This is a genomic window from Thermopolyspora sp. NPDC052614, from assembly GCF_040678635.1.
GTDB lineage: Bacteria > Actinomycetota > Actinomycetes > Streptosporangiales > Streptosporangiaceae > Thermopolyspora.
In genome coordinates this window covers 59,092-83,227 of record NZ_JBFATZ010000013.1, presented here as the reverse complement: position 1 = coordinate 83,227, position 24,136 = coordinate 59,092, and the positions used below count along the sequence as shown (strand labels likewise).

The window sequence follows — 24,136 nt, the reverse complement described above, 5'->3', positions numbered from 1 at the left end:
AACCCCCGGGATGCGGGTCGGCTCTCGCGCAACGCCGTCACCAGCGGTGCCTCGGCGCCCCTGGGCAGGAGCGCGATCAGCGGGTCGAGTGAGGTGTGACCTGCCGGAGGCGTGCTCTGTTCCCGCAGGGCGAAGCCGAGGAAAGCCGAGGAGGTAGTGGCTCACCGTGTTGATCGTGCACCTCTAATTCGCATGGCTTCGCCTGCTCGTCAGGTTCGTCAGGTATCGGGCGAGCAGGGGGCCGAGGGTTTCCAGGGTTCGTACGTCCAGCAGTTCGGAGTGGGCGCAGTCGATGGCGTGGACGTGCAGGGTGCCCGCGATGTGGTCGCGCCACTGGTCGGAGGCGGTGCCGGTGAAGCCCTGTTCGGGGACGGCGGCGTCGACGACGAGGGCGTCGCCGGGGAAGACGGCGTACTCGGCGTGCTCCATCATGTGGTCGCTCGCCAGGTAGTTCTCCACCACCCGGGCGATCTGGGCGTCGTCCAGGCCGGCGACGGCGCCGCCGCCGTCGCGGACGATGGTGACCGCGTCGGCGAGGGAGAGGGTGTCGCGGCTGTCGCGGCTGTCGTCGGGGACGCGGTAGCCCATTTCGGTGAGCAGGGCGACCAGGGCGGCCGGGCCGTCCCATTCGCCGGGGGCGCGTTCGGGGAACTCGGCGCGGGTGTCGAGCATGCCGAGGAACGGCACCTCGCGGCCCTCGGCGGCGAGGCGGACCGCCGTCATGTGGGCGACCGCGCCGCCGAACGACCAGCCGAGCAGGGTGACCGGGCCGTCCGGGGCGACCTGGTCGATCAGGTCGGCGTATTCGGCGGCGAGGTCGGCCATCGTCGTCGGCAGGTTCTCGGTACGGCTGAGCCGTGGCGACTGCAGCGCGTACAGCGGGATGTCGTCCGGCAGGTGGCGCTTGAGCCCGGCGAACTGCCAGCCCAGGCCGCTGGCGGGGGCGAAGCAGAACAGCGGCGGGCGGTCGCCGCCGGTGCGCAGCGGCAGCAGCGTGGCCATCGCGACCTCGGCGGAGGGGGCCTCCTCGGTGAGGCGGCGGGCGACGGCGGCCGGGGTCGGCGTGGTGAACAGGTCGGCGATCGAGAGCGCGGCGCCGAGTTCGCGGCGCAGCAGGGCCGCGAGCCGTACCAGCAGCAAGGAGTGGCCGCCGAGGGCGAAGAAGTCGTCGTCCACGCCGACCGTGTCGAGGCCGAGGACCTGGGCCATGACGGCGCAGACGGCGGCCTCGGTGCGGGTGCGCGGCTCGGCCCGGCCCGTCATGCCGCCGAATTCGACGTCGGGCAGGGTGGCGCGGTCCACCTTGCCGTTCGGGGTGAGCGGCAGCGCCTCCAGGGCGGTGACCGCGGCCGGGATCATGTACGCGGGGAGCCGCTCGGCGAGGTGCGGGGCGAGCGACGCGGGCACGGTGGCCTCCCCGTTCGTCGTGGTCACGTAGCCGAGGATGTGGCCGTCGCCGCGCTCGTCGCGGCGGACGACCACGACCGCCCGGGCGATCTCCGGGTGGGCCTCCGCGACCGTCTCGATCTCGCCCGGCTCGATGCGGAAGCCACGTACCTTCACCTGGTGGTCGGCCCGGCCGAGGAACTCCAGCGTGCCTTCGGCGCGCCAGCGGGCGAGGTCTCCGGTGCGGTACATGCGAGTTCCCTGCCCGGCGGTCGCGAACGGGTTGGGGAGGAAACGGGATGCGGTAAGGCCTGGGCGGTCCAGGTAGCCCTGGGTGACCTGGGCTCCGCCCAGGTACAGCTCGCCTGGGACGCCGGGCGGCGTCGGGCGCAGCTTCTCGTCGAGCACGTACGCGGTGGTGCCGGGGAACGGGCGGCCGATCGACGGTTGCGCGGTCAGGGCGGGGTCGATGGTGGCGGCCGTCGCCCAGACGGTGACCTCGGTGGGGCCGTACAGGTTCGTCACCGAGCGGGCGCGGGCGGCAAGGTCCCTGGCCAGCGTCAACGGGAGTGCCTCGCCGCCGACGAGGGCCCGGACGTCGCTGAGGTCGGCGTCGGTGGATTCCAGCAGGGCCGCCCACAGCGACGGGGTCGCCTGCATGACGGTGGCGCGTTCGGCCTGGATGAGGTGGGCGAGTTGCCAGGGGTCGCGTACCTGCCGTTCGGAGGCGAGGATCACGCAGCCGCCGGCGCGTAGCGGGGCCATGAGTTCGAGCACCGAGATGTCGAAGGACAGGGTGGTCACGGCGAGCAGGCGGTCGTGCTCGCCGATGGGTGCCGCCGTCTGCACGGCGGAGAGGAAGGTCTCCAGTTCGTGCCGGGCCACCACGACGCCCTTTGGGCGTCCTGTGGAGCCGGAGGTGTAGATGACGTAGGCCGGTGCGTCCGGTTCGTGGCGGGTTGTGTCCGCGACTTTTCGTGGCTCTGTGGCGGGGGCGATGCCGGTGGGCATTCCGGCGTCCTTGCCCGCCTCGGTGTTCGTGGAATCTCGGGTACTCACACCCGCCTTGGCGGCCGTGTCCGCCAGGGGTCTTGTGAGCTCCGCCGCGCCGTACCGCATGTCATCGGTATCGAAGTCGGGCGCTGCCCCCAGACCCGTGCCGGGCCGGGAGAGGTCGATCAGCCTTGCCTGCGTGGCGTGGTCGCGGAACAGGTCGCGGGTGCGGTATTCGACCACGATGACCTCGGGGTGGGCGTCCGCCACCATGAACCGCAGCCGTTCGGGCGGGAAGTCCGGGTCGAGAGGCAGGTAGGCGGCCCCGGACTTCGCGACGCCGAGTACGGCGATCAGCAGGCCGGCCGAGCGGGGCAGCGCGAGCCCGACGAGGTCGCCCGGTCCCGCACCCAGACGCGTCAGCCGGGCGGCGAATTCCGTTGCGGCCGCGTCGAGGGCGGCGTAGCTCAGCGTCCGGCCGTCGAACACGCACGCGTCGGCGTCCGGGGTACGCCGGGCCCACTCGGAGAAGCGGATATGCCAGGGCGTCCCGTCGGCGTGCAGGGGGCCGCCGGACTGCCAGCGGGCCAGGTCGTCGAGGTCCTGCGCGGACAGCGGCGTGAACTCGTCGACGCGCCGCTCCGGGTGCAGCGTGATCTCCCCGAGCAGTACGGCGAGGCGGTCGGTCAGCCGCCGCGCGGTGCCGTGGTCGAATCGGTCCGTGTCGTACTCCAGGTTGAGCGCGACCGGCTCGCCGGGACCGGCGTCCACGAAGGTGAAGTTCAGGTCCACCTTGGCGTCGGCAGGGAACGACGGCGCCTCGCCCACGGGGAGGCCCAGCAGCGTGTCCCGGCCGCCGGGGCGCTGCAAAAAGCCGAGCATCACCTGGAACAGCGGGTTGCGGCCCTGCGCTCGGGCCGGGTTGACCGCCTCCACCACCTGCTGGAACGGCAGGGTGGCGTGCTCGAACGCGGCCAGGTCGTTCTCCCGGACGCGTTGAAGCAGTTCCGTGAAGCTCGGCGAACCCGACAGGTCGGTGCGTAGCACGACGGTGTTGACGAAGAAGCCGACGAGGTCGGCGAGGGCCGCGTCGGCGCGGCCCGAGGCGGGGGCGCCGATCGGTACGTCGGTTCCGGCGCCGAGCCGCGACAGCAGGGTGGCGAGTGCGGCGTGCAGCGCCATGAACAGGCTCGCCGACTCGGCCTGGGCGAGCCGCCGCAGCGGGTCGATCAGTTCCGGCGGCAGTTGCAGGTCCACCTGCCCGGCGCGGCGCGAGCCGTGCAGCGGGCGCGGGCGGTCGGCCGGGAGGGCGATCTCGTCGGGGAGGCCGTGCAGGGTGCGCAGCCAGTACTCCTGCTCGATCGCCGCCCGGCTGCCCGGATCGCCGGGGTCGCCGAGTAGTTCGCCCTGCCAGTGGGCGTAGTCGGCGTACTGGACGGGCAGCGGCTCCCACTCGGGTGCGCGACCGGCGAGCCGGGCGGCGTACGCGGTGTCGAGGTCGCGCAGCAGCGGCCCGTCGGACCACTCGTCCATCGCGATGTGGTGCAGGACGAGCGCGAGCACGGTGTCGCCGGTGTCGGTCTCCTCCACGACGGTGACCCGCAGCGGCACGTCCTGCGACAGGTCGAACGGCCGCGCGACGGCCTCGGCGACGATGTCGGCCGTCCGTTCGGCGGGGCAGCGCACCACCGTGGGGTGGATCGCGGGCGGCGGAAGCACCCGCTGGACCGGTACGTGGCCGATGGTCGGCCCGTCTGCGGGCGGGAGACCGGCCTCGGCGGGGTCGCCATGCTCGGCGGTGGCCAGGTGTGAGCCTTCCGCGCGGGTCGGTACGTCGCCGACGACCGTGATCACTGTGCGCAGCACTTCGTGCCTGGCCACGACGTCGTCGAGCGCGGCTCGCAGCGCGTCCGCGTCCACCCGGCCATGGAGGCGGGCGAGCAGCGGATAGTTGTACGCGGTCGAGCCGGGGTCGAGCTGGTGCAGCAGCCACAGCCGCTCCTGCGCCGCCGACAGCGGCGGGTGCCCCCCAGGCCGTTCCCGCCGGGTGAGCTTCGGCCGCACCGGTTCGCCGCCGATCGCCAGACGTGCCGCGAGCCGCGCGGGCGTGCGGGCGTCGAACAGGTCCCGCAGCGACAGCTCGGCGTCCAGGGTCGTGCGGATCAGGCTGAGCAGCCGGATCGCGATCAGCGAGTGCCCGCCGAGGTCGAAGAAGTCGTCGTCCCCGCCGACCGTCTCGCCCTCGCCGAGGTCGAGCGCCTCGGCGAACAACTCGCACAGCCGCCGCTCCCGCTCGTCGGCGGGCGGACGCGACCGCGACACCACCGGGCGCGGCGTCGGCAGCGCGGCCACGTCCAGCTTGCCGTTGATCGTCAGCGGCAGTGTGTCCACGAGCGCGTACGCCGACGGCACCATGTAGCCGGGCAGCACCGCCTTGAGCGCGCGCTGCACCCGGGTGAGCAGCTCGTCCGCGTGGTGTGAGACATCCGGCGAGGGCACGATGTAGGCGACCAGGCGCTTGCCGCCGCCGGAGTCCGGTACGGCGAGCACCGCGCACTGGCGTACCTCGGGCAGGGCGGCCAGCGCGGTCTCGATCTCGCCGAGTTCGACGCGGTAGCCGCGGATCTTCACCTGGTCGTCGGTGCGGCCGAGGAAGTCGAGGTTGCCGTCGGGGCGACGCCGTACCAGGTCGCCGGTGCGGTACATGCGGCCGCCCGGCGCGAACGGGTCGGCGACGAAACGCTCGGCGGTGAGGGCGGGGCGGCGCAGGTAGCCGCGGGCCAGGCCCGCGCCGCTGATGTACAGCTCGCCGGGCACGCCCACCGGGACCGGGCGGAGCCAGGGGTCGAGCACGTAGCCGCGGGTGTTCCAGATCGGGCGGCCGACCGTGGTGGTGGCGCTGTCGGTCGTGCCCGCGCCCAGCGTGTTGATCGTGTACTCCGTCGGGCCGTACAGGTTGTAGCCGAGCACCCCGTCGGCGTCGCGTAGCGTCGTCCACAGCGCCTGCGGCACGGCCTCGCCGCCGAGCAGGACGAGCACCGGGCGGTGCGAGCCGGGCGGGCCGCCGTGCCGCTCGCCGTACAGGAGGCCCTGGTCGAGCAGATGCCCGGCGTACGTCGGCGTCACGTTGACCACGTCGATGCGGTGCCGGTCGCAGTAGGCGACCAGGGCGGGGGCGTCGCGGCGCAGTTCCTCGTCGCAGATGTGCACGTGGTGGCCTTCGACGAGCCATAGCAGCTCTTCCCACGACATGTCGAAGGAGAACGAGACCGTGTGCGCGATCGTGAGCGTCCTGCCGCCGGCTGCGGCGATCGTCGGGCCGAAGATCGCTTCTCTGTGGTTGAGCTGCATGTTCGTCAGCCCCCGGTACGGCGTGACGACGCCCTTGGGCCTGCCGGTGGAACCGGAGGTGTAGATCACGTACGCGGGAAGGTCGAGGCGTCCCGGCGTGCCCGGGGCGAAGGCGGGCACTTCGCCGTCCTCGATCGGGTCGGGGCGCATGGCCAGGAGACGGGCCGCCACGTCGGGGGCGTCCAGGCACAGCACCGTCGCCGGTGCCCCCTGGTCCGGAGCCGTCCGATCGGCCGGGCCGTGCGCGGATGCCGTCCGTCGGGGAGCCGGCGTCGGCAGCAGCCGGGGGGCGACCGCGCCCGTCGTGACCAGCATGATCGGCTGGGCGTCGGCGATCATGGTGAGCAGCCGGTCGTCGGGGTGGTCCAGTTCGAGGGGCAGGTAGGCCGCGCCCGCCCGAAGGACGGCGAAGAGCGCGACGACCATCTCGATGGACCGGGGCAGCGCCAGCGCGACGATCTTCTCCGGCCCGGCGCCGTGCGCGAGCAGCAGGCGGGCCAGCCGGTTCACCCGGGCGTCGAGCTCGGCGTACGTGATGGTGTCCGCGCCGAACGTGAGCGCGGGCGCGTCCGGGGTGCGGGCCGCCTGGGCCGCCATCAGTTCGGCGATCGTCGCCTCGCCGATCCGGTGGCCGGCCGCGTCCCACTCGGCGGCCAGCGCGGCCTGCTCCTCGGGCAGCGTCACGGGCACGTCGGCGACGAGGGCCGTCGGGGACTCGGCGAGGTGCAGCAGGACCCGCCGCAGCCGGGCGAGCAGCGCCTCGGCCCGCTCGGGCGGCACCACGTCCGTGCGGTGCTCCAGCCGTACGGTGAGCCGCCGTCCAGGCGTGGCCACCCACGTCAGCGGGTAGTGTGTGGCGTCGACGGCCCGTACGTCGACGATACCGTGCTCCTCCTCCAGGTCGGTGAAGGTGTCGTCGTCGAGGAAGTTCTGCAGCACGTACAGGCTGTCGAAGAGCTGCCCCCGTCCGGCGGCGCGCTGGATGTCGCCGAGGCCGAGGTACTCGTGCGGCATCATCGCCACCCGGTCGGCCTGGACGCGCCGCATCACGTCGAGCGCCGTCTCGCCTGGGGCCAGACGCACCCGGGCGGGGACGGTGTTGAGGAACACGCCGACGACCGTGTCGATGCCGTCCAGCTCGGTCGGCCTGCCCGCGACGGTCGTGCCGAACACGGCCTCGGGGCGGCCGGAGGCGTGGCTCAGCACCAGGCCGAGGGCGGTGCTGAGCATGGCGTTCAGGGTCACGCCGCAGCGGCGTGCCTGGACGACGACGCGTTCGGTCTGCTCGGCGGTGAGCTGGAAGGAGAGGCCGGCGGGCTGGACCGGCGGGGTGCCGTCCGGCACCGGGAACAGCACCGTCGGCTCGACGCCGGCGAGGGCGTCCGCCCAGGCGCGGGCCGAGGCGTCGGCGTCCTGGCGGGCGAGCCAGTCGAGGTAGTCGGTGAACTCGGCCCGGGGCTCGGCGCTCTCGCCGTGGGGGAGGCCGCGTTCCTCCGCGTACCGGCCGAAAAGGTCACGCAGGACCAGCTCGCGGGACCAGCCGTCCCACAGCAGGAGGTGGTACGTGAGCAGGAGCCGGTCCCGCCCGTCCGGGAGACGGATCACGGTGAGGCGGCACAGCGGCGGCTCGGCCAAGGCGAAGGGGCGTCGGCGGTCCGCCTGGACGATCTCGTCCAGGCGGGCGGCGAACGCGGCGCCCTCCGACGCGGACAGGTCGATCACCTCGATGTCGTGGCGCAGGTCCGCGCCGACCAGGGCGACGGGCCGGTCCAGGCCCTCGGCGGTGAAGCCGAGGCGCATGGCGGCGTGCCGTTCCAGCACCCGGCCGTACGCGCGGGCGAGCGCGTCGGCGTCGAGGCGTCCGGCGAAGTCGAACGTGTTCCGCGCGATGTACACGTCCGCGTCGCCCGCGTACCTGGCCTGGAAAAACAGGCCCTCCTGGAGGGGGGACAGCGGCCAGATGTCGTGGACGGCGACGTCGGTCGCGGCGAGCGCGCGGTCGATCTCCTCCTGGGTGAGGGCGATGTGCGGCAGGTCGCGGGGGGTGAGCGGGCCGGGGGCGGGGCCGTCGGCCAGTTCGCGGAGGGCGGCGGCCCAGGCGTCGGCGAGCGCCTCCACCTCCCGGCGGTCGAGGCCGCCGTCGGCATAGGTGAGGACCGCGTGCAGTTCCGGTCCGGCGGGGGTGTCGTGGCAGGCGGCGTTGATCTCCAGCAGGTACGGCGTGCCGAGGTCGGGGTCGGGGGATGTCCGCAGCGCGTCCGCCTCCGGGGCGGCCTCCCAGTCGCCGGTACGGCCGGTCGGGAACCTGCCGAGGTAGTTGAACAGCAGTTGCGGGACGGCCAGGCGGGCGAGCGCGGGGGCGCTGCGCGGGTTGCAGTAGCGGAGCAGGCCGAAGCCGAGGCCGCCGTCGGGGGCCGCCCGCATGGCGCGGCTCACCTCGCCGATCAGGGCGGACGGGTTGGCGGGCGGGTTGGCGGGCGGGGGCGGGAGCCGTACGGGGGAGATGGCGGTGAACCAGCCGACGGTGCGGGACAGGTCCACGTCCGGGGTGATCTGCTCGCGGCCGTGCCGTTCCACGTCGATGAGAAGCGGCGCGTCGGCCGGGCCGCCACGGGCCGCGCGGCGGCGGGACACCGCCAGGTGCAGTGCGGCGACGAGGGTCTCGGTGACGTCGGCGCGGGCGGCGGCCGGGACGGTCGTCAGCAGCCGGGCCGTCACCTTGGGAGGCAGGCGCAGCACGTGGTCGCGGGTCGCGCCCACGGTCAGGCCGAACGTCCGGGCGTCCGGATCCAGCTCGCCGCCGGGAGCGAGGGCGGTCGCCCAGTGGTCGAACTCGGCGAGGCGTGCGGCCTGGGCGGCGTGCTCGTTGAGCGTCCGCGCGTACGCCCGCAGGGAGGTGCCCACGGGATCCAGCCGGATCGGGCGGCCCGCGGTGAGGTCGTCCCACGCCTGGCGGAGATCGTCGACGAGGATGCGCCACGAGACACCGTCCACGACCAGGTGGTGGGCGACCAGCAGGAGCCTGCCCGGCAGGTCGCCGCGGTCGAACCAGACGACGCGCAGCATGTGGCCTTCGTCGGGGTCGAGGGCGTCGGCGGCGGCGTCCGACTCGGCGGCGATCCGCTCGCGAAGGGCGTCGTCGTCGAGACCGGTCGCGTTCACGCTGGTCAGCACGGGGGCCGGGGCCTCGCCGAGTGCCTGGGTACGCAGGGACCACAGCAGCGGGGACGGTCGGTCCAGGCGCAGCCGCAGGGCGTCGTGGCGCTCCACCAGTGCGTTGATCATTGCGCGGACCTGGTCGGCGGTGATTCCGGGCGGGGTCAGCAGCAGCTCGGCCTGGTTCAGGCGGGAGATCCGGCCGCCCAGCTCGGCGAGGCGGTGCACGATCGGCATCAGCATGACCTCGCCAATGCCGTCGGAGACCGCCTCGCGGCCTGACCCGGCGGCACCGGTCAGGGGACCGGCCGGGAAGCCTGTTCCGGGCCCGGTCTGGGTGGCGGAGTCTCCGGGGCGGCTCGGCGGCTCGGCGTAGTCGGCCTCGGTGAGGTTCAGCGCGGCGACGATCGCCGCCGGGGTGCGGTGCAGGAACACCTCCCGGGGAGACAGCCGCAGCGATCTCCGCCTGGCCAGGTTGACCAGTTGGATGGCGATGATGCTGTCGCCACCCAGGGCAAAGAAGTCCTCGTCCGGGCCGACCACATCCAGGTGCAGGACCTGCGCGTACAGCTCGCATAGGACGGCCGTCGCCGACGATTCGGCGGAGGCCATGCCGGGGTGACCGTTGGTGCGGCCGGAATCCGCGGCGGGGGCGGCGTCAGCTCGGTCGGCGTGAGCTGGATCGGTGCTGGCAGGGTGGGCGTGGTCGGCGAAAGCGGAGACAGCGCCAGTGCGGTCGGCGTGAACGGGATCGACGTGGGCGCGGCCGGTGCCCACGCGGTCAGTGTTAGCGGGAGCGGTATCGGCGCGATCGGTGCGGGTGGGATCGGCGGTGACGGTGGAGCGGGCGGTTGGCGGGGCGGGTAGCGCGTTGCGGTCGAGTTTGCCGTTGACCGTCAGTGGCAGTGATGTCATCGGGACGAACGCCGACGGGACCATGTATCCGGGCAGCAGCTTCGACAGGTGGGCGCGGGCGGTCTGGGCGTCCACCGTCACCCCGTCGCGGCCGACCACATAGGCCACGAGCCGACGACGGCCTGGCTCGTCCTCGCGTACGTCGACGGCCGCGTTGGCGACGCCGTCCAGGGACAGCAGTGCCGATTCGATCTCGCCGAGTTCGATGCGGTAGCCGCGTACCTTCACCTGGCGGTCGGAGCGGCCCAGGTAGACGAGGTCGCCTTCGGGTGTCCACCGGGCCAGGTCGCCGCTGCGGTACAGCCGCCCGCCGGGCCTGTCGGAGAACGGGTCGGCGACGAAGCGGGAGGCGGTCAGGCCGGGCCGGTCGAGGTAGCCGCGGGCGAGCTGGTCGCCCGCCACGTACAGCTCACCGGTGACGCCGGGCGGCACGGGGCGCAGGCGGTGGTCGAGAACGTACACGCCCAGGCCCGGCAGGGGGCCGCCGATGACGCTCGGTGCGCCGCCGGTCGGCTCGCCGGATGTCAGCGGGCGGAACGACACGTGGACGCACGTCTCGGTGATGCCGTACATGTTGACCAGGAGCGGCGCGGTGTCGGCGTGCCGCCGGTACCAGGGCGCGAGCCGGGCCAGGTCGAGGGCCTCGCCGCCGAAGACGATGTACCGCAGCGCCAACTCGCCCGGATGTGTGCGGTCGGCCTCGATCAGGGGGTAGAACGCCGACGGGGTCTGGTTGAGCACGGTCACCCGCTCGCGTTCCAGCAGCGTACGGAAGCGTGTCGGGTCGCGGGCCACGTCCTGGCCGACGACGACCAGCCGGCCGCCGTACAGCAGCGCGCCCCACATCTCCCACACCGAGAAGTCGAACGCGTAGGAGTGGAACATCGTCCACACGTCGGACGGGCCGAAGTCGAACAGCTCGGCCGCACCGGCGAACAGCGACAGTACGTTGCGGTGCGTGACCGGCACGCCCTTGGGTTGTCCGGTCGAGCCGGAGGTGTAGATGACGTACGCCGCGTTGTCGGCGTTGCCAGCGGACGCCTGGGTTTCGGCGGCGTCGAGCGGTGCGCCGGAGAAGCCCGCGACCTCCGGATCGTCCAGCGCCACGACCGGCACCGAGGACGTGTCGGCCAGCGGGGTGTCGCGCATCCAGGACCGGTCGGTCAGCAGGCAGACAGGGGCGGAGTCGCGGAGGATGTGGTGCAGACGCGCCGCCGGGGCGCCCGCGTCCAGCGGGACGTAGCAGCCGCCCGCCTTGAGCACGGCGAGCAGCGCCACGATCAGCTCGGCCGAACGCGGGAGCGCGACGGCGACCCGTGACTCCGGCCGGACCCCGCGGGCGATCAGCGCCCGGGCGAGGCGGTTGGCGGCCTCGTCCAGCTCCCCGTAGGTGAGTTCGGTGCCCTCGTAGGTGACGGCGGCGGATCGGGGGTGCCTGCGGGCGATCGCGGCGAAGGCGGCGGCGAGCGTCGCGTCGTCCGCCACCGGGAGGGGCTCGGCGACGAGCGCGCCCGGGAGGGTCCTGGCGGGTTCGGCGGGCAGGGCACCCGGCCGGGCCGTGATCGTGGTGGCCCGCGCCGGTGCGAGGCGACCGTTTCGGGCGGGGGCGTTGGGGCGGGGCAGTGCTCCGGAGAACGCGATGGCGCGTTCGTCCCCGGTCAGCAGGTTCAGGTCGGCCACGGGCAGGTCGGGCGAGGTGATCAGGTGGTCGAGGACGTGGACGACGCGGTCGAGCAGGCGGCGGGCCTCGGCCTCGGCGACCAGGCCGACGTCGTACTTCAGCTCCAGGGTGAGGCGTCCCTCGGCGGGGAACGCCACCAGGGACACCGGGTAGTGCGGCGCGTCGGTGCCGGTGAAGCCGAGCACCCGCAGCGTGGTGTCGGCCGAGTCGCGTACGGCGGGGAAGTTCTCGACCACCACCATCGTGTCGAAGAACTCGCGGACGCCCGCGAGGCGGGCCAGCTCGGTCAGGCCCACGTGCTGGGCGTCGAGCAGGTCGATCTGCCGCTCCTGCAGCCGGTCGAGGATCTCGCCCAGACGGTCGCCGGGACGCCATTCCATCGGCGCCGGAATCGTGTTGATCAGCAGGCCGACGATGGACTCGACGCCCGGCAGCGCGCCGCCGCGGCCCGACACGGTGGAGCCGAAGACCACCTGCTCGCGGCCGAGCATCAGACCGAGCAGCAGGCCCCACGCGCCGTGCACGAACGTGCTGAGCGTCACGCCGCGGTCGCGGACGGCGCGGGACAGCGCGTCCACCCGTTCCGGCGGGAGCGCGACGGAGACGGCCTTGTGGCGGGACACCCGCTGCCGGTCGGAGCCGTCGATCAGGCGGGTGGGGGTGACGCCGGTCAGGGCGGCGCGCCACACCTCCAGGTCGCGCCGCCGGTCGCGGCCGGTCACCGCCTCGACGTGGTCGCGGAACGTCACCGCCGGGGCGGGCAGGTCGAGGCGGCCCGCCGGGTTCACGCGTCCGCGTTCGTACGCCTCGTGGTCGTACGCCTCGTGGTCGTACGCCTCGTGGTCGTACGCCTCGTGTTCGTATGCCTCGACGATGTCGGCGAACACCAGGGGGTACGACCAGCCGTCGGCGATGATGTGGTGCATCGTCTCCACCAGGCGGTGGTCGGTGTCGCCCAGGGTGACGAGGGCGTACCGGACGAGGGGGGCGGAGGCGAGGTCGAACGGCTCGGCCAGCTCGGCGGCGCCGATCTCGGCGAGGCGCCCGGCCGCGTCCTCGGGGGACAGGCCGCGCAGGTCGAACTCGCGCCACGGCACGTCGGCGTCGTCGGCGATGACCTGCACCACCCGGCCGTCGGCCGTCTCGCGGAAGCACGCGCGCAGGGCGTCGTGCCGCCGTACGGCCGCCGCGACCGCGCGGCGCAGCGCCGCCGGGGACACCGGGCCGGACAGCTCCGCGATCTGCTGCACCACGTACGTGTCCGCGCCCGGGTCGGCGAAGGACGAGTGGAAGTACATGCCCTGCTGCAGCGGGAGCAGCGGGAGGATGTCGCGGGTGCCGCCGCCGGGGGGCGCGAGCCGGTCCACGTCCTGCTGCGACAGCGTGACCAGGGGGAAGTCGGACGGCGTGTGGCCCGCCAGGTCGGCGCAGCGGGTGAGCGCGGTGAGGGCCGCCGACCACAGGTCGGCCAGTTCGGACACGTCGGCCTCGGTCATGGTGCCGCCCGGCCACGACAGGGTCGCCGAGAACGTTGTTGTCGCGCCGGGGCCGTCCTGGGCGAGGGCGTTGATCTCCAGGCCCATCGCGGGGTTGGCGGGATCGACGCCTTCGGTGAGGGGGCTCGCCGGGGACCAGTCGGCGTCGGTGCCCGCAGGGAAGCGGCCCAGGTAGTTGAAGAGGATCTGCGGGGGGTCGGGCCAGCCGTCGGCGGGGATCGTGTCGTCGAGGTAGCGGAGGACGCCGTAGCCCATGCCGCGCCGGGGTACGGCCCGCAGTTGCTCCTTGACGGTTTTCGCGGCGTGGGCCAGGGCGGGGCCCGCCGCGAGGACGTCGGTCCAGGGCAGCTGGCCGGGGTCGAGGCGTACGGGGTGGATGGCGGTGAACCAGCCGATGGTGCGGGAGACGTCCACGGCGTGGTCCGGCCCGGCCAGGGGGTCGGCGTCGCGGCCGTGGCCCTCCAGGCTGAGCGGCACCGCCGTACCCGCGCGGTCGCCGAGGCGGTGCGGGGCGCGGCGCCACTCGGCGAGCGCGACGGCCAGGCCGGTCAGCAGCACGTCGTTGACGCCGCCGTGCATGGCGGCGGGCGCGCTGGACAGCAGCGCGGCGCTCACGTCGGGCGGGAGCGTGAACGTCAGGGAGCGTACGGTGGCGGCGGTGTCGGTCGCCGGGTCGAGCGGGCGGCGGCCCAGCGGGGGGTCGTCGGTGGCGAGGACGTCCCGCCAGTGGTCGAGCTCGTCGCGAAACACGCCGCGCTCGGCGGCGTCGCGGAACAGCTCGGCCCAGGTCTGGAAGGACGTGGGGACCTCGTCGAGCACCGGCTCCTCGCCGCGGCGCGTCTGCTCCCAGGCGCGGGCGAGGTCGTCGGCGATCACCCGCCAGGAGACGCCGTCGATGACGAGGTGGTGGATGACGAGCAGCAGACGGCCCCTGACCGGGGCGTCGGCGGAGGCGGCGGAGGCGAACCAGATCGCTTGGAGCATCACGCCGCGCTCGGGGTCGAGGCGGGCCGCGGCCTTGCGGGTGATCTCCCCGACGGCGTCGTAGAAGACCGGGTCCATCCGCCGCACCAGGTCGTCGGCGCGGAACTCCGTCGCGGGCGGGACCGTGAGGGTCCAGCGGTCGCGGTCGCGATCGCCGTCGCGGGCGATGCGGGCCCGCAGCAGGTCGTGCCGCTCGCCCAGCGCCTGGAGCATCCGCCGCAGCGTCGGCAGGTCCAGGTCGGCCGGGGTGTGGAAGGTCATGGCCTGGTAGAAGTTGTCCAGCGGCGTGCGCGCCTGCACGGTTTCGGCGAGCATCGGCGTGAGCGCGATCGCCCCGGTGCCGTCGTCCCCGGCGGCCGTGGCAGGGGTGGGCGGCGCGGCCTCGGCGCAGGCGGCGGCGAGGGCGCGGACGGTACGGCGGCGGAAGACATCGCGCGGCGTGACGGGCAGGCCCGCGCGGCGTGCCCGGCCGGAGACGGTGATCGAGGAGATGCTGTCGCCGCCGATGGCGAAGAAGTCGTCGTCGATGCCGACCTCGGGCAGGCCGAGCACGTCGGCGTAGATGCCGCACAGCAGGCGTTCCCGCTCGTCGCGCGGCCCCTGCCGGTTCGCGTCGCCGACCGGGGTCGGCTCGGGCAGGGCCGCCGTGTCGAGTTTGCCGTTGACGGTCAGCGGCAGTTCGGGGACGACGCCGTACAGGGCCGGGACCATGTAGCCGGGCAGCTTCTCGGCCAGCGCGGCACGCAGCCTGCCCGGCAGGTCGGCGGGATCCGGCTCGGACGCGGCGGGGACGATGTAGGCCACCAGGCGGTTCAGGCCGGGGACCGTGGCGTCGGGGCGGGCGATCACGGCGGCCTGGCGGACGCCGGGGAGGACGGTCAGGGCCGATTCGATCTCGCCGAGCTCGACGCGGTAGCCGCGGATCTTCACCTGGTCGTCGGTACGGCCGAGGAAATCGAGGTTGCCATCGGGGCGGAGCCGTACCAGGTCGCCGGTGCGGTACATGCGGCCGCCCGGCACGAACGGGTCGGCGACGAACCGGGCGGCCGTCAGGTCCGGGGCGTGCAGGTAGCCGTGGGCGAGGCCGATGCCCGAGATGTACAGCTCGCCGGGGACGCCGTCGGGGACGGGGCGGAGCCAGGGGTCCAGGACGTACGCGCGGGTGTTCCAGATCGGGCGCCCCACCGTCGGGGTGGCGCTGTCGTCGGTGCCCGCGCCCAGCGTGTTGATCGTGTATTCGGTGGGGCCGTACAGGTTGTAGCCCCGCGGGCCGCCAGGGCGGCTCAGCCGGCTCCAGACGGCGTCGCCGACCGCCTCGCCGCCGAGCAGCACCAGGCACGGCGCGTGACCGGGGCCGTCGAGCAGGCCCTCCTCGAAGAGGGCGTGCGCGTACGTCGGCGTCACGTTGATCACGTCGATGCGGTGGTCCCTGCAGTACGCGACCAGCGCGGTGGCGTCGCGCCGCAGCTCCTCGTCGCAAATGTGCACCTCGTGGCCCTCGACGAGCCACAGCAGCTCCTCCCACGACATGTCGAACGAGAATGACACGGTATGGGCGATCCGCAGCCGCTCCCGGCCGGTCGCGCGGGCGCGCGCCACCGCCGGGTCGAAGATCTCGGCGCGGTGGTTGAGCTGCATGTTGGTGAGCCCCCGGTACGCCGTGACCACGCCCTTGGGCCGCCCGGTAGACCCGGAGGTGTAGATCACATAGGCGGGGTGTTCCATCCGACCCGGCGTCCCCGGCGCGAACGCGCCCAGTTCGGCATCACCGAGAGGCTCGCCGGGCAGCACGTCCAGCACGCCGCGCACGCCGGGATCGTCGATCGTCACCAGGCCGTCGCCGGAGGTGCGCATGCGCTCGGCCAGTTCGGCGCTCGCCCTGGTGTGGACCAGGAGCACCGGCCGCGCGTCGTCGATCATGGTGGCGAGGCGGTCCACCGGATGGTCCAGATCCAGCGGCAGGTACGCGCCTCCGGTGCGCAGCACGGCGAACAGCGCCACGACCATGTCGATCCCGCGCGGCAGTGCGAGCGCGACGATCCGGCCGGGCCCGGCTCCCCGGGCCAGCAGCAGCCGGGCGAACCGGTTGATCCGCGCGTCCAGCTCGGCGTAGGTGAGCGAGCGGCCGTGGAACACGAGCGCGACCTCGCCGGGGCACGCCCGCGCCCGTTCCGCCAGCATGTCGGCGATCGTCTCGTCGCCGAGCGCCTGCTCGTGGCCCGTCAAGGGGCCCTGCTCCTCGTCGAGAAGCGCGTCCAGCCGCCCCACCGGTACGGCGAGGCCGTCCGCGAACGCCTCAAGCAGCCGCACGAGCCGCCGGACCTGCCGACGCGCGTCCGCCTCCGACACCACGTCCGGCCGATACTCCAGCTTGACGCGCAGGTTCGCGCCGGGGGTGAACACCCAGGTGAACGGGTAGTGCGTGGTGTCGGTGTAGTCGACGCCGACGATGCCGTGCTCCTGCTCCAGGTCGGTGAACGTGGTGTCGGACAGGAAGTTCTGCAGCACGTACAGGGTGTCGAAGAGCTGCTCGTGGCCGGTGGCGCGCTGGATGTCGCCGAGGCCGAGGTACTCGTGCGGGGCCAGGTCGAGGCGGTCGGCCTGCACCCGGCGGGCGAGTTCCAGCACGGTCTCCGCGGGTGCCGGGGTGACCCGGGCCGGGACGGTGTTGAGGAACAGGCCGATCACGTTCTCGATGCCGGGGAGCTCGGTCGGGCGGCCCGCGACGGTGGTGCCGAACACCACGTCCGTGCGTCCGGTCTGGTAGCCGAGCACGAGGCCGAGGGCGACCGTGAGCAGCGAGTTGAGCGTGACGCCGCCGCGCCGGGCCCGCTCGGTGAGGCGGGTTGTGACCTCGGCGGGGAGGGCGGCGAGCACGCGTTCGGACAGCACGGGCTCGCGGCCGATCGCCTCGGGGGCGAGGATGGTCGGCTCGGGCAGGTCGGCGAGGGTACGCCGCCACGCCTGCGCGGAGGCTTCGCGGTCGCGGCCGGCGAGCCAGGTGAGGTAGTCGGTGAACGACGCCCCGGCCGCGTCGGCGGGGTCGGGGAGGGCGCCGTGGTGGCCGCGGGAGCCGTACAGGGTGAACAGCTCGCGCAGCACGAGCTCGCGTGACCAGCCGTCCCACAGCAGGAAGTGGGCGGTGAGCAGCAGCCGGTCGCGTCCCGCGGGCAGCCGCACCACGGTCAGGCGGATCAGCGGCGGACGGGTGAGGTCGAACGGCTCCTCGCGGTCGCGGCGCATCAGCTCGTCGAGCGCCGCCTCCCGCTCGGCCGCCGAAAGGGCGGACAGGTCGGTCACGGCGACGACGGCCGGGGCCTCGGCGGCGATGTACTGGACGACGCCGGGCACGCCGTCGCCGGTGAAGCCGGCGCGCAGCGTCGGGTGGCGGCGCAGCAGGGCCGCGAACGCCTCGGTCATCGCCTCGACGTCGACGCGGCGGTCGAGGTCGAACACGTTCTGCGCGATGTAGGTGTTGGCGCCGTCCTCGAAGGTCGCCTGGTAGTAGACGCCCTGCTGCAGCGGCGACAGCGCCCAGATGTCGGCGATCGGCGCCGGGGCCGCCGCCGTCACCGCGTCGATCTCCTCCTGGGTGAGCGTGACGGTGGTCAGCGCGTCGGGCGTGAGCCGCCCCGGGTACGGCCCGGCCGCCTCGGCGGGCGGTTCCTCGCCGCCGCCGAGGTGGGCGGCGATGGCGGCGGGGGTACGCAGGCGGAAGACATCGTGGGTGGTCAGGTCGATGCCCTCGCGGGCGAGCAGGTTGACGACGCGGATGGCGAGGACGCTGTCGCCGCCCAGGGCGAAGAAGTCGTCGTGGACGCCGAAGCCGTCCGTCTCAAGCACGGCGGCCATGCGGGCGACGATGAGCGCCTCCCGCGCGGTGCGGGGCGTGCCGCCCTTGGCGGTCGGCTCGGGGTCGGGGAGGGCGCGGCGGTCCCGCTTGCCGTTCGGCAGCAGCGGCAGACGCTCCAGGACGGTGATCGTCGCCGGGATCAGGTACGCGGGCAGCTCGGCGCGGAGCGTCACGCGCAGCGCGTTCGGGTCGAGGTCCTCACCCGGCTCGGCCGTCACGTACGCGTGCAGGGCGTGGCCGCCCGCGGCCGTGGGACGCGCGGCGACGACGGCGTCCGCGACGCCGACGCGCCGCCGCAGCGCGGCCTCCAGTTCGGCGGGCTCCACCCGATGGCCGTTGATCTTCACCTGGTCGTCGGCGCGGCCGAGGAACTCGATCCGGCCGTCGGGCGTCCAGCGGCCCAGGTCGCCCGTCCGGTACAGGCGGGTGCCGGAGCCGAACGGGTCGGCGACGAAACGGGCCGCCGTCGCGCCGCCCTGGCCGAGGTAGCCGCGGGCGAGCTGCGCGCCGCCCACGTAGATCTCGCCGACCGCGCCCGGCGGGACCAGGCACATCGCGTCGTCCAGCAGGTAGACGCGCGTGCCGGGCACGGGCCTGCCGAGCGTCACCGGCTCGCCGGGCCGCACCTCGGTCACCAGGACGTCCCCGGCCACCTCGCTTGAGCCGTACGAGTTGAAGATCCGCGCCTGCGGCGACGCCTCCGCCAGCGCCCGCACGCACGACGCGTCGAGCGCCTCGCCGCTGCAGATCCACCGGTTCACCGTGGCCAGCCGCTCCGGAGCCGTCTCCGCCAGCGCCGAGGCCAGGCTCGGTACGGCGAGCAACTGCCCGGCCCGCGAGCGTTCCACCAGCCGGGCGAGCGCGGCCCCGTCGGCGGCGGTGGCGTCGTCGGCGATGACCATCGTCGCGCCGGCGACGAGGCCGCCGAGCAGCTCGGTCGTGCCGTCGATGAAGCTCATCGAACTCTTGGCCACCCGCACATCCGGCTCGGCCGCACCCGCCAACGCCTCGTCACGGGACACGGCCCAGGTCCGCCGCGCCCACGCCAGTCGGTTGACCAGCGCCCCGTGCGTGCCCACGACCGCCTTGGGCCGTCCCGTGGAGCCGGAGGTGTAGACGACCGAGACCGCGTCGAGCGGCCCGACGCCCACGCCCACCCACCCCGGGTCGGCCGCCGCCTGGATCGCCGCCCAGAGGGAGACGACAGGAAGATCGTGCGGGGGCAGCGCCCTGCGCCCGGCGTCGTCGGCGAGCACGCAGGCGGGACGCGCGTCGCCGAGCATGTACTCGATCCGCGCGCTCGGATAGCCGGGATCGATCGGCAGGTACGCGGCCCCGGCCCGCATGACGCCGAGAAGCGCGGTGGCCATGTCGGCCGAGCGGCTCGTCACCACCGCCACCACGTCGCCGCGCCGCACCCCCGCCGCCGCCAGCGCCCGGCCCACCCGGGCGGCGCGGTCGTCCAGCTCGGCGTACGTGAACGCGGTGTCGCCGCAGGCGACGGCGACGCGATCGGGATGATCGGCGACGTTCAGGGCGAAGATGTCCAGGACGGTGATGCCGGTCTCCGCCTCGCCGCCGGCCCCGGCGGCGAGCAGCCGCCCGCGCTCCGGTCCGGGAACGAGCTCCACGGCCCCGCAGGCGCGCGCCGGATCGTCGGCGATGGCGGCCAGCACCAGCTCGTACTGGTCCAGCAGGCGTTCCGCCGTGGCCGCGTCCACCCGGCGGCGGTCGTGGGTGAGCGTGACGGCGATGCGCCCGTCCGGGCGGACCATCAGCGTCACCGGGTAGTGGGGCGCCTCGATCGTGCGTACCCCGGAGATCCGCAGCTCGTCGTCGCCGGTGTCGAGGGCGGGCTGGTTCTCGACGACCACGAGCGTGTCGAACAGCTCGGGCACGCCGAGGCGGCGCTGCAGACGGGCCAGCGGGACGTGCTCGTGCTCCATCGCCTCGCCCTGGCCGTCCGCGAAACGCCGGACGACGTCGGCGAGCGGGTCGCCGGGGCCGTACCGGACCCGGGCGGGAATCGTGTTGATCAGCAGGCCGATCATGGACTCGATGCCGGGAACGTCGGCGGTGCGCCCGGAGACCGTCGAGCCGAAGACGACGTCGGTACGCCCGGCGACGCGTCCGACGAGAATCCCCCACGCCGCGGCGATGACCGCGCTGACGGTCACGCCCTGCTCGCGGGCCCAGCCGCGCAGCCGCGTCTCGACGTCGGCGGACACCGTCCGCTCGACGCGCCCGAAGCCGTCGAGCTCCTCGCCGGGCGCGGGCAGGGCGGCGACGAGTCTCGTCGGCTCGGTCACGTCGGACAGGGCGGCGGCCCACGTCTCGACGACGGCATCGGTGTCCTGCTCGGCGAGGACGCGCAGGTACTCCCGGTAGTGGGCCGTCGGCTCCGGTGCGGCCGGGTCCCGGTGGAGGGCGAGCAGGTCGCGCAGGAGCAGCGGCACCGACCAGCCGTCGGCCAGGATGTGGTGGATCGTATGGATCAGCGCGTGGCGCCGGGGGCCGAGCCGTACCAGGGCGAAGCGCATGGCGGGCGGCTCGGACAGGTCGAACCGGGCCGAGCGTTCGGCGTCGGCGACCGCGTCCAGGCGGTGGGCGGCGGTGTCGGCGTCGAGGCCGGACAGGTCGGCGAAGCGCCAGGGTACGGGCCGGCCCGTGGTGGTGACGGCGACGACGCGGCCGTCCTCGACGGTCCGGAACGCCGCGCCCAGATTGGGGTGGCGCTCGATGAGCCGGTTCGCGGCGCGGCGCAGGCGGTCGGGGTCGAGCGGGCCGTCCAGGTCGATGATCTGCTGGACGAGGTACGGGTCGGTGTCGCGGGCGAAGGTGGCGTGGAAGTAGATGCCGGTCTGCAGCGGGGAGAGCGGGAGGATCTCGGTCAGGTCGGGCAGGTGCCGTTCGAGGGCGGTGACGTCGGCCTGGGAGAGGGGGACGAGCGGGAAGTCCGAGGGCGTGTGCCCGGCGATCGTCTCGGCGGTCGCCATCGCGGTGAGGACCCGCGTCCACAGCGCGGCCAGCGCCCGCACGTCGCCGGACCCGAGCACGCCGCGCGGCCAGCTGAACCTCGCCTCAAGCGTGACGCCGTCGGCGGTGTCCAGCGCCACCGCGTTGATCTCCAGTACGCGGGGGAGCGGCATGCGGGGGTCGCGGCGCTCGACCACGATCTCGCCGCCGGCGTCGGCCGTCCACGGCCCGTCCGACCCGGCCGCGAACCGGCCCAGGTAGTGGAACAGCACCTGGGGGGCGACGGCGAGGTCGGGGCGGGGCCGTTCGCCCAGGTAGCGCAGGGCGCCGTAGCTCAGGCCGTTCCGGGGCACCCGGCGGAGCCGTTCCTTGACGGCCTTGACGGCCACGCCGAGCGCGGGCCCGCCCGCGACGATCTCGTCCCAGTCCACCGGCCCGGGGTCGAGCACCACCGGGAACAGCGTGGTGAACCAGCCGAACGTGCGCGACAGATCGACGTCCGCGCCCTCGCCGAACGCCTCCTCCTCGCGGCCGTGGCCCTCCATCTCCAGCAGGACCGCCGACCCCGCGCCGGGCACGCGCTCGGCCCGCCACCGGATCAGGGCGAGGGCCGTGGCGGCGGCGAGGACGTCGTTGACGCCGCCGTGGACGGCCGCGGGCACCGGGCCGAGCAGCCGGGCCGACACGTCGGCGGGCAGCTCGACCCGCAGCGACTCCTCCGCGGCCACCACGTCGCGGGCCGGGTCGAGCGGCCGGTCGCCCAGCATCGGATCCGGCGCCGAGGCGACCTCGCGCCAGTGGTCCTCGTCGTCGGCGAACCCGCCCGCGCGGGTGTGGTCGCGCAGCAGCTCCGCCCAGCGGCGGAACGAGGTCGGCACCGGCGGCAGGGCGACCTCGCGGCCGTCGCGGACCGCGTCCCAGGCCAGGGCGAGGTCCTCCAGCAGGACCCGCAGCGAGACGCCGTCGACGATCACGTGGTGGAGCACCACCACGAGCCGCCCCTGCGCCCGCGGCCCGGCGTCCAGCCAGACCACGTCGATCATCCGCCCGGCCGCCGGGTCGAGCCGCCGGGTGGCCGCCGTCGTCTCCCGCTCGATCGCCGCCCGCAGCGCCGTAGCGTCGTGGCCGGTCACGTCCACCCGCGTGATCACCTGTGCGGCGGCGGGCGTGCCCGCCGGCTGGACGGCCAACGTCCAGCGCGGCGTCCCCTCGGCGCGGGTACGCAGCACGTCGTGGGTGGCGAGCACCGCGTCGATGACCTTCTCAAGCGACTCGGCGGTGAGCTCCGGCGGCGTGCGCACCGTCATCGACTGCATGAACCCGTCCATGGCCGGGCCGACGTCCTGCAGCCACTCGGTGATCGGCGTGGCAGGCAGCGGCCCGGCCGCGTCGGGGGCCGCGCCGTCCGCTTCGGCGGTCATCGGGGTGACGGCGGGGGCGAGGGCGGCCGGGGTACGGCGGGCCAGCAGGTCGCGGGGCCGTACGGTGAGACCGGCGCGGCGGGCCTGGCGGACCACGGCGATCGCCACGATGCTGTCGCCGCCCAGCACGAAGAAGTCGTCCTCCGCCCCGACCTCCGGCACCCCGAGGACCTCGGCGAAGATGTCGCAGAGGACGCGTTCGACCGCGGTGCGCGGCTCGCGTGAGCGCGCCCTGCCGCCCTCGCCGGGGTCGGGGAGGGCGCGGCGGTCCACCTTGCCGTTGGGCGTGAGCGGGAACGCGGGCAGGACCATGACAACGGCGGGCACCATGTACTCGGGCAGCCGTTCGGCACACCAGCGGCGCAGCTCGTCGGCCGTGAGGTCGTCCCCGGCGGCGGGGTCGTCGTGCGCGGTCACGTACCCGGCCAGGTGCCGGGCGGCCGAGGGGCTCTCCCGTACGACGACGACGGCCTGGCGGACCCGGGGATGGGCGGCGAGGGCCGCCTCCACCTCCTCAAGCTCCAGTCGCATGCCGCGGATCTTCACCTGGTGGTCGGCGCGGCCGACGAACTCCAGCGTGCCGTCGGCGCACCAGCGGGCGAGGTCGCCGGTCCGGTACATCCGGGTGCCGCCGCCGTCGAACGGGTTGGCCACGAAGCGGGACGCGGTCAGCGCGGGCGCGTTGACGTAGCCGCGGCCGAGCAGGAACCCGGCCGCGTACAGCTCGCCGACCGCGCCGACGGGCAGCGGGTCGAGCCGGTCGTCCAGGACGTAAAGCTGGGTGTGCGGGTTCGGGCGGCCGATGGAGGTCGCGATGCGTTCGGCGCTGTCGCGGTAGATGACGTGCGAGACGCCGATCGTCGCCTCGGCCGGGCCGTACCCGTGATAGAGGGTGGTGTGCGGCAGGTGGGCGCGGAAGCGGTCGAACAGCTCGGGAGTGAGCACCTCGCCGCCGCACCACAGGTGTTTGAGCCCGGACATCAGCGTCGTGCCCCGCGACATCTCCAGCAGCATGTCGAGCATCGACGACACCAGATAGGCGAAGGTGACCTTCTCGGTGGCGATGAGGTCAAGCAGGTACTGGGGGTCGCGCTCGCCGCCCGGCTCGGCCACCACCACGTACCCGCCGGAGACGAGCGGCAACAGGATCTCGTTCACCGAGATGTCGAACGACAGCGGCGCCTTGAACAGCGACGCGTCCCCCGGACCAAAGCCGAGGATGTGCTCAACCTGCCACCGCAGCCGCTCGCCGATCGCCTCATGGCGAATCATCGCCCCCTTCGGCGTGCCGGTGGACCCGGAGGTGAACATCACGTACGCGAGCCGCCCCGGCTCCACGGTCACCCGAGGCGGCCCGGCGGGCTCGTCGCCGTACCGCCACGCGTCGAGGCTCACCTCCACCGGCTCGTCCTCGCCGAGCCCCGGCTCCGCGCCCGGCGCGGCGACGACCAGCCGCGCCTCCGCCTCGGCACGCACCCGACGCCGCCGCAACTCCGGCCACGCCACATCGACCGGCACGAACGCCCCGCCCGCGACCATGATTGCGAGCACCGCGATCACCATCTCCGCCGAACGCGGCGTGGATACGGCGACGACCTCCTCGGCCCTCAGCCCCCGCCCCAGCAGATGGTGGGCGAGCTGGTAGACGCGCCGCCCCAGCTCGGCATAGGTCAGCCGGACGCCGGAGGCGACCAGCGCGAGCGCCTCGGGGCTGCGCTCCACCTGCGCGGTGAACATCTCCACGACGGTGCCGACCGTCGCGGGAGTGGTCGCGTTGTTCCACCGCCGCAACATCTCCAGCCGCTCGGCGATTTCCGGCATGGGGGCGTCCTCGAACCGTGAAGTCATCATCTCCGCCAATCGAGAAGACGAGGGGCAGGCTCACGCCGACGTCTCACGGCGCGCGAAAGTGAGGTGGCGGCGG

The 24,136-nt window shown here is 74.1% G+C and carries 1 protein-coding gene; it reads right to left on the bottom strand.

The annotated features are described in order from the left end of the window. Nucleotides 1-183: 183 nt before the first annotated feature. A complete protein-coding gene (locus AB0K60_RS25570) occupies nt 184-24,033 on the bottom strand; it encodes a non-ribosomal peptide synthase/polyketide synthase (protein WP_364059944.1) in 23,850 nt (7,949 codons plus the stop codon). Nucleotides 24,034-24,136: the final 103 nt, after the last annotated feature.

Coding starts and splice junctions, on each gene's coding strand:
- AB0K60_RS25570 (WP_364059944.1), bottom strand. CDS start 24,033: ATGCCGGAAATCGCCGAGCGGCTGGAGATGTTGCGGCGGTGGAACAAC.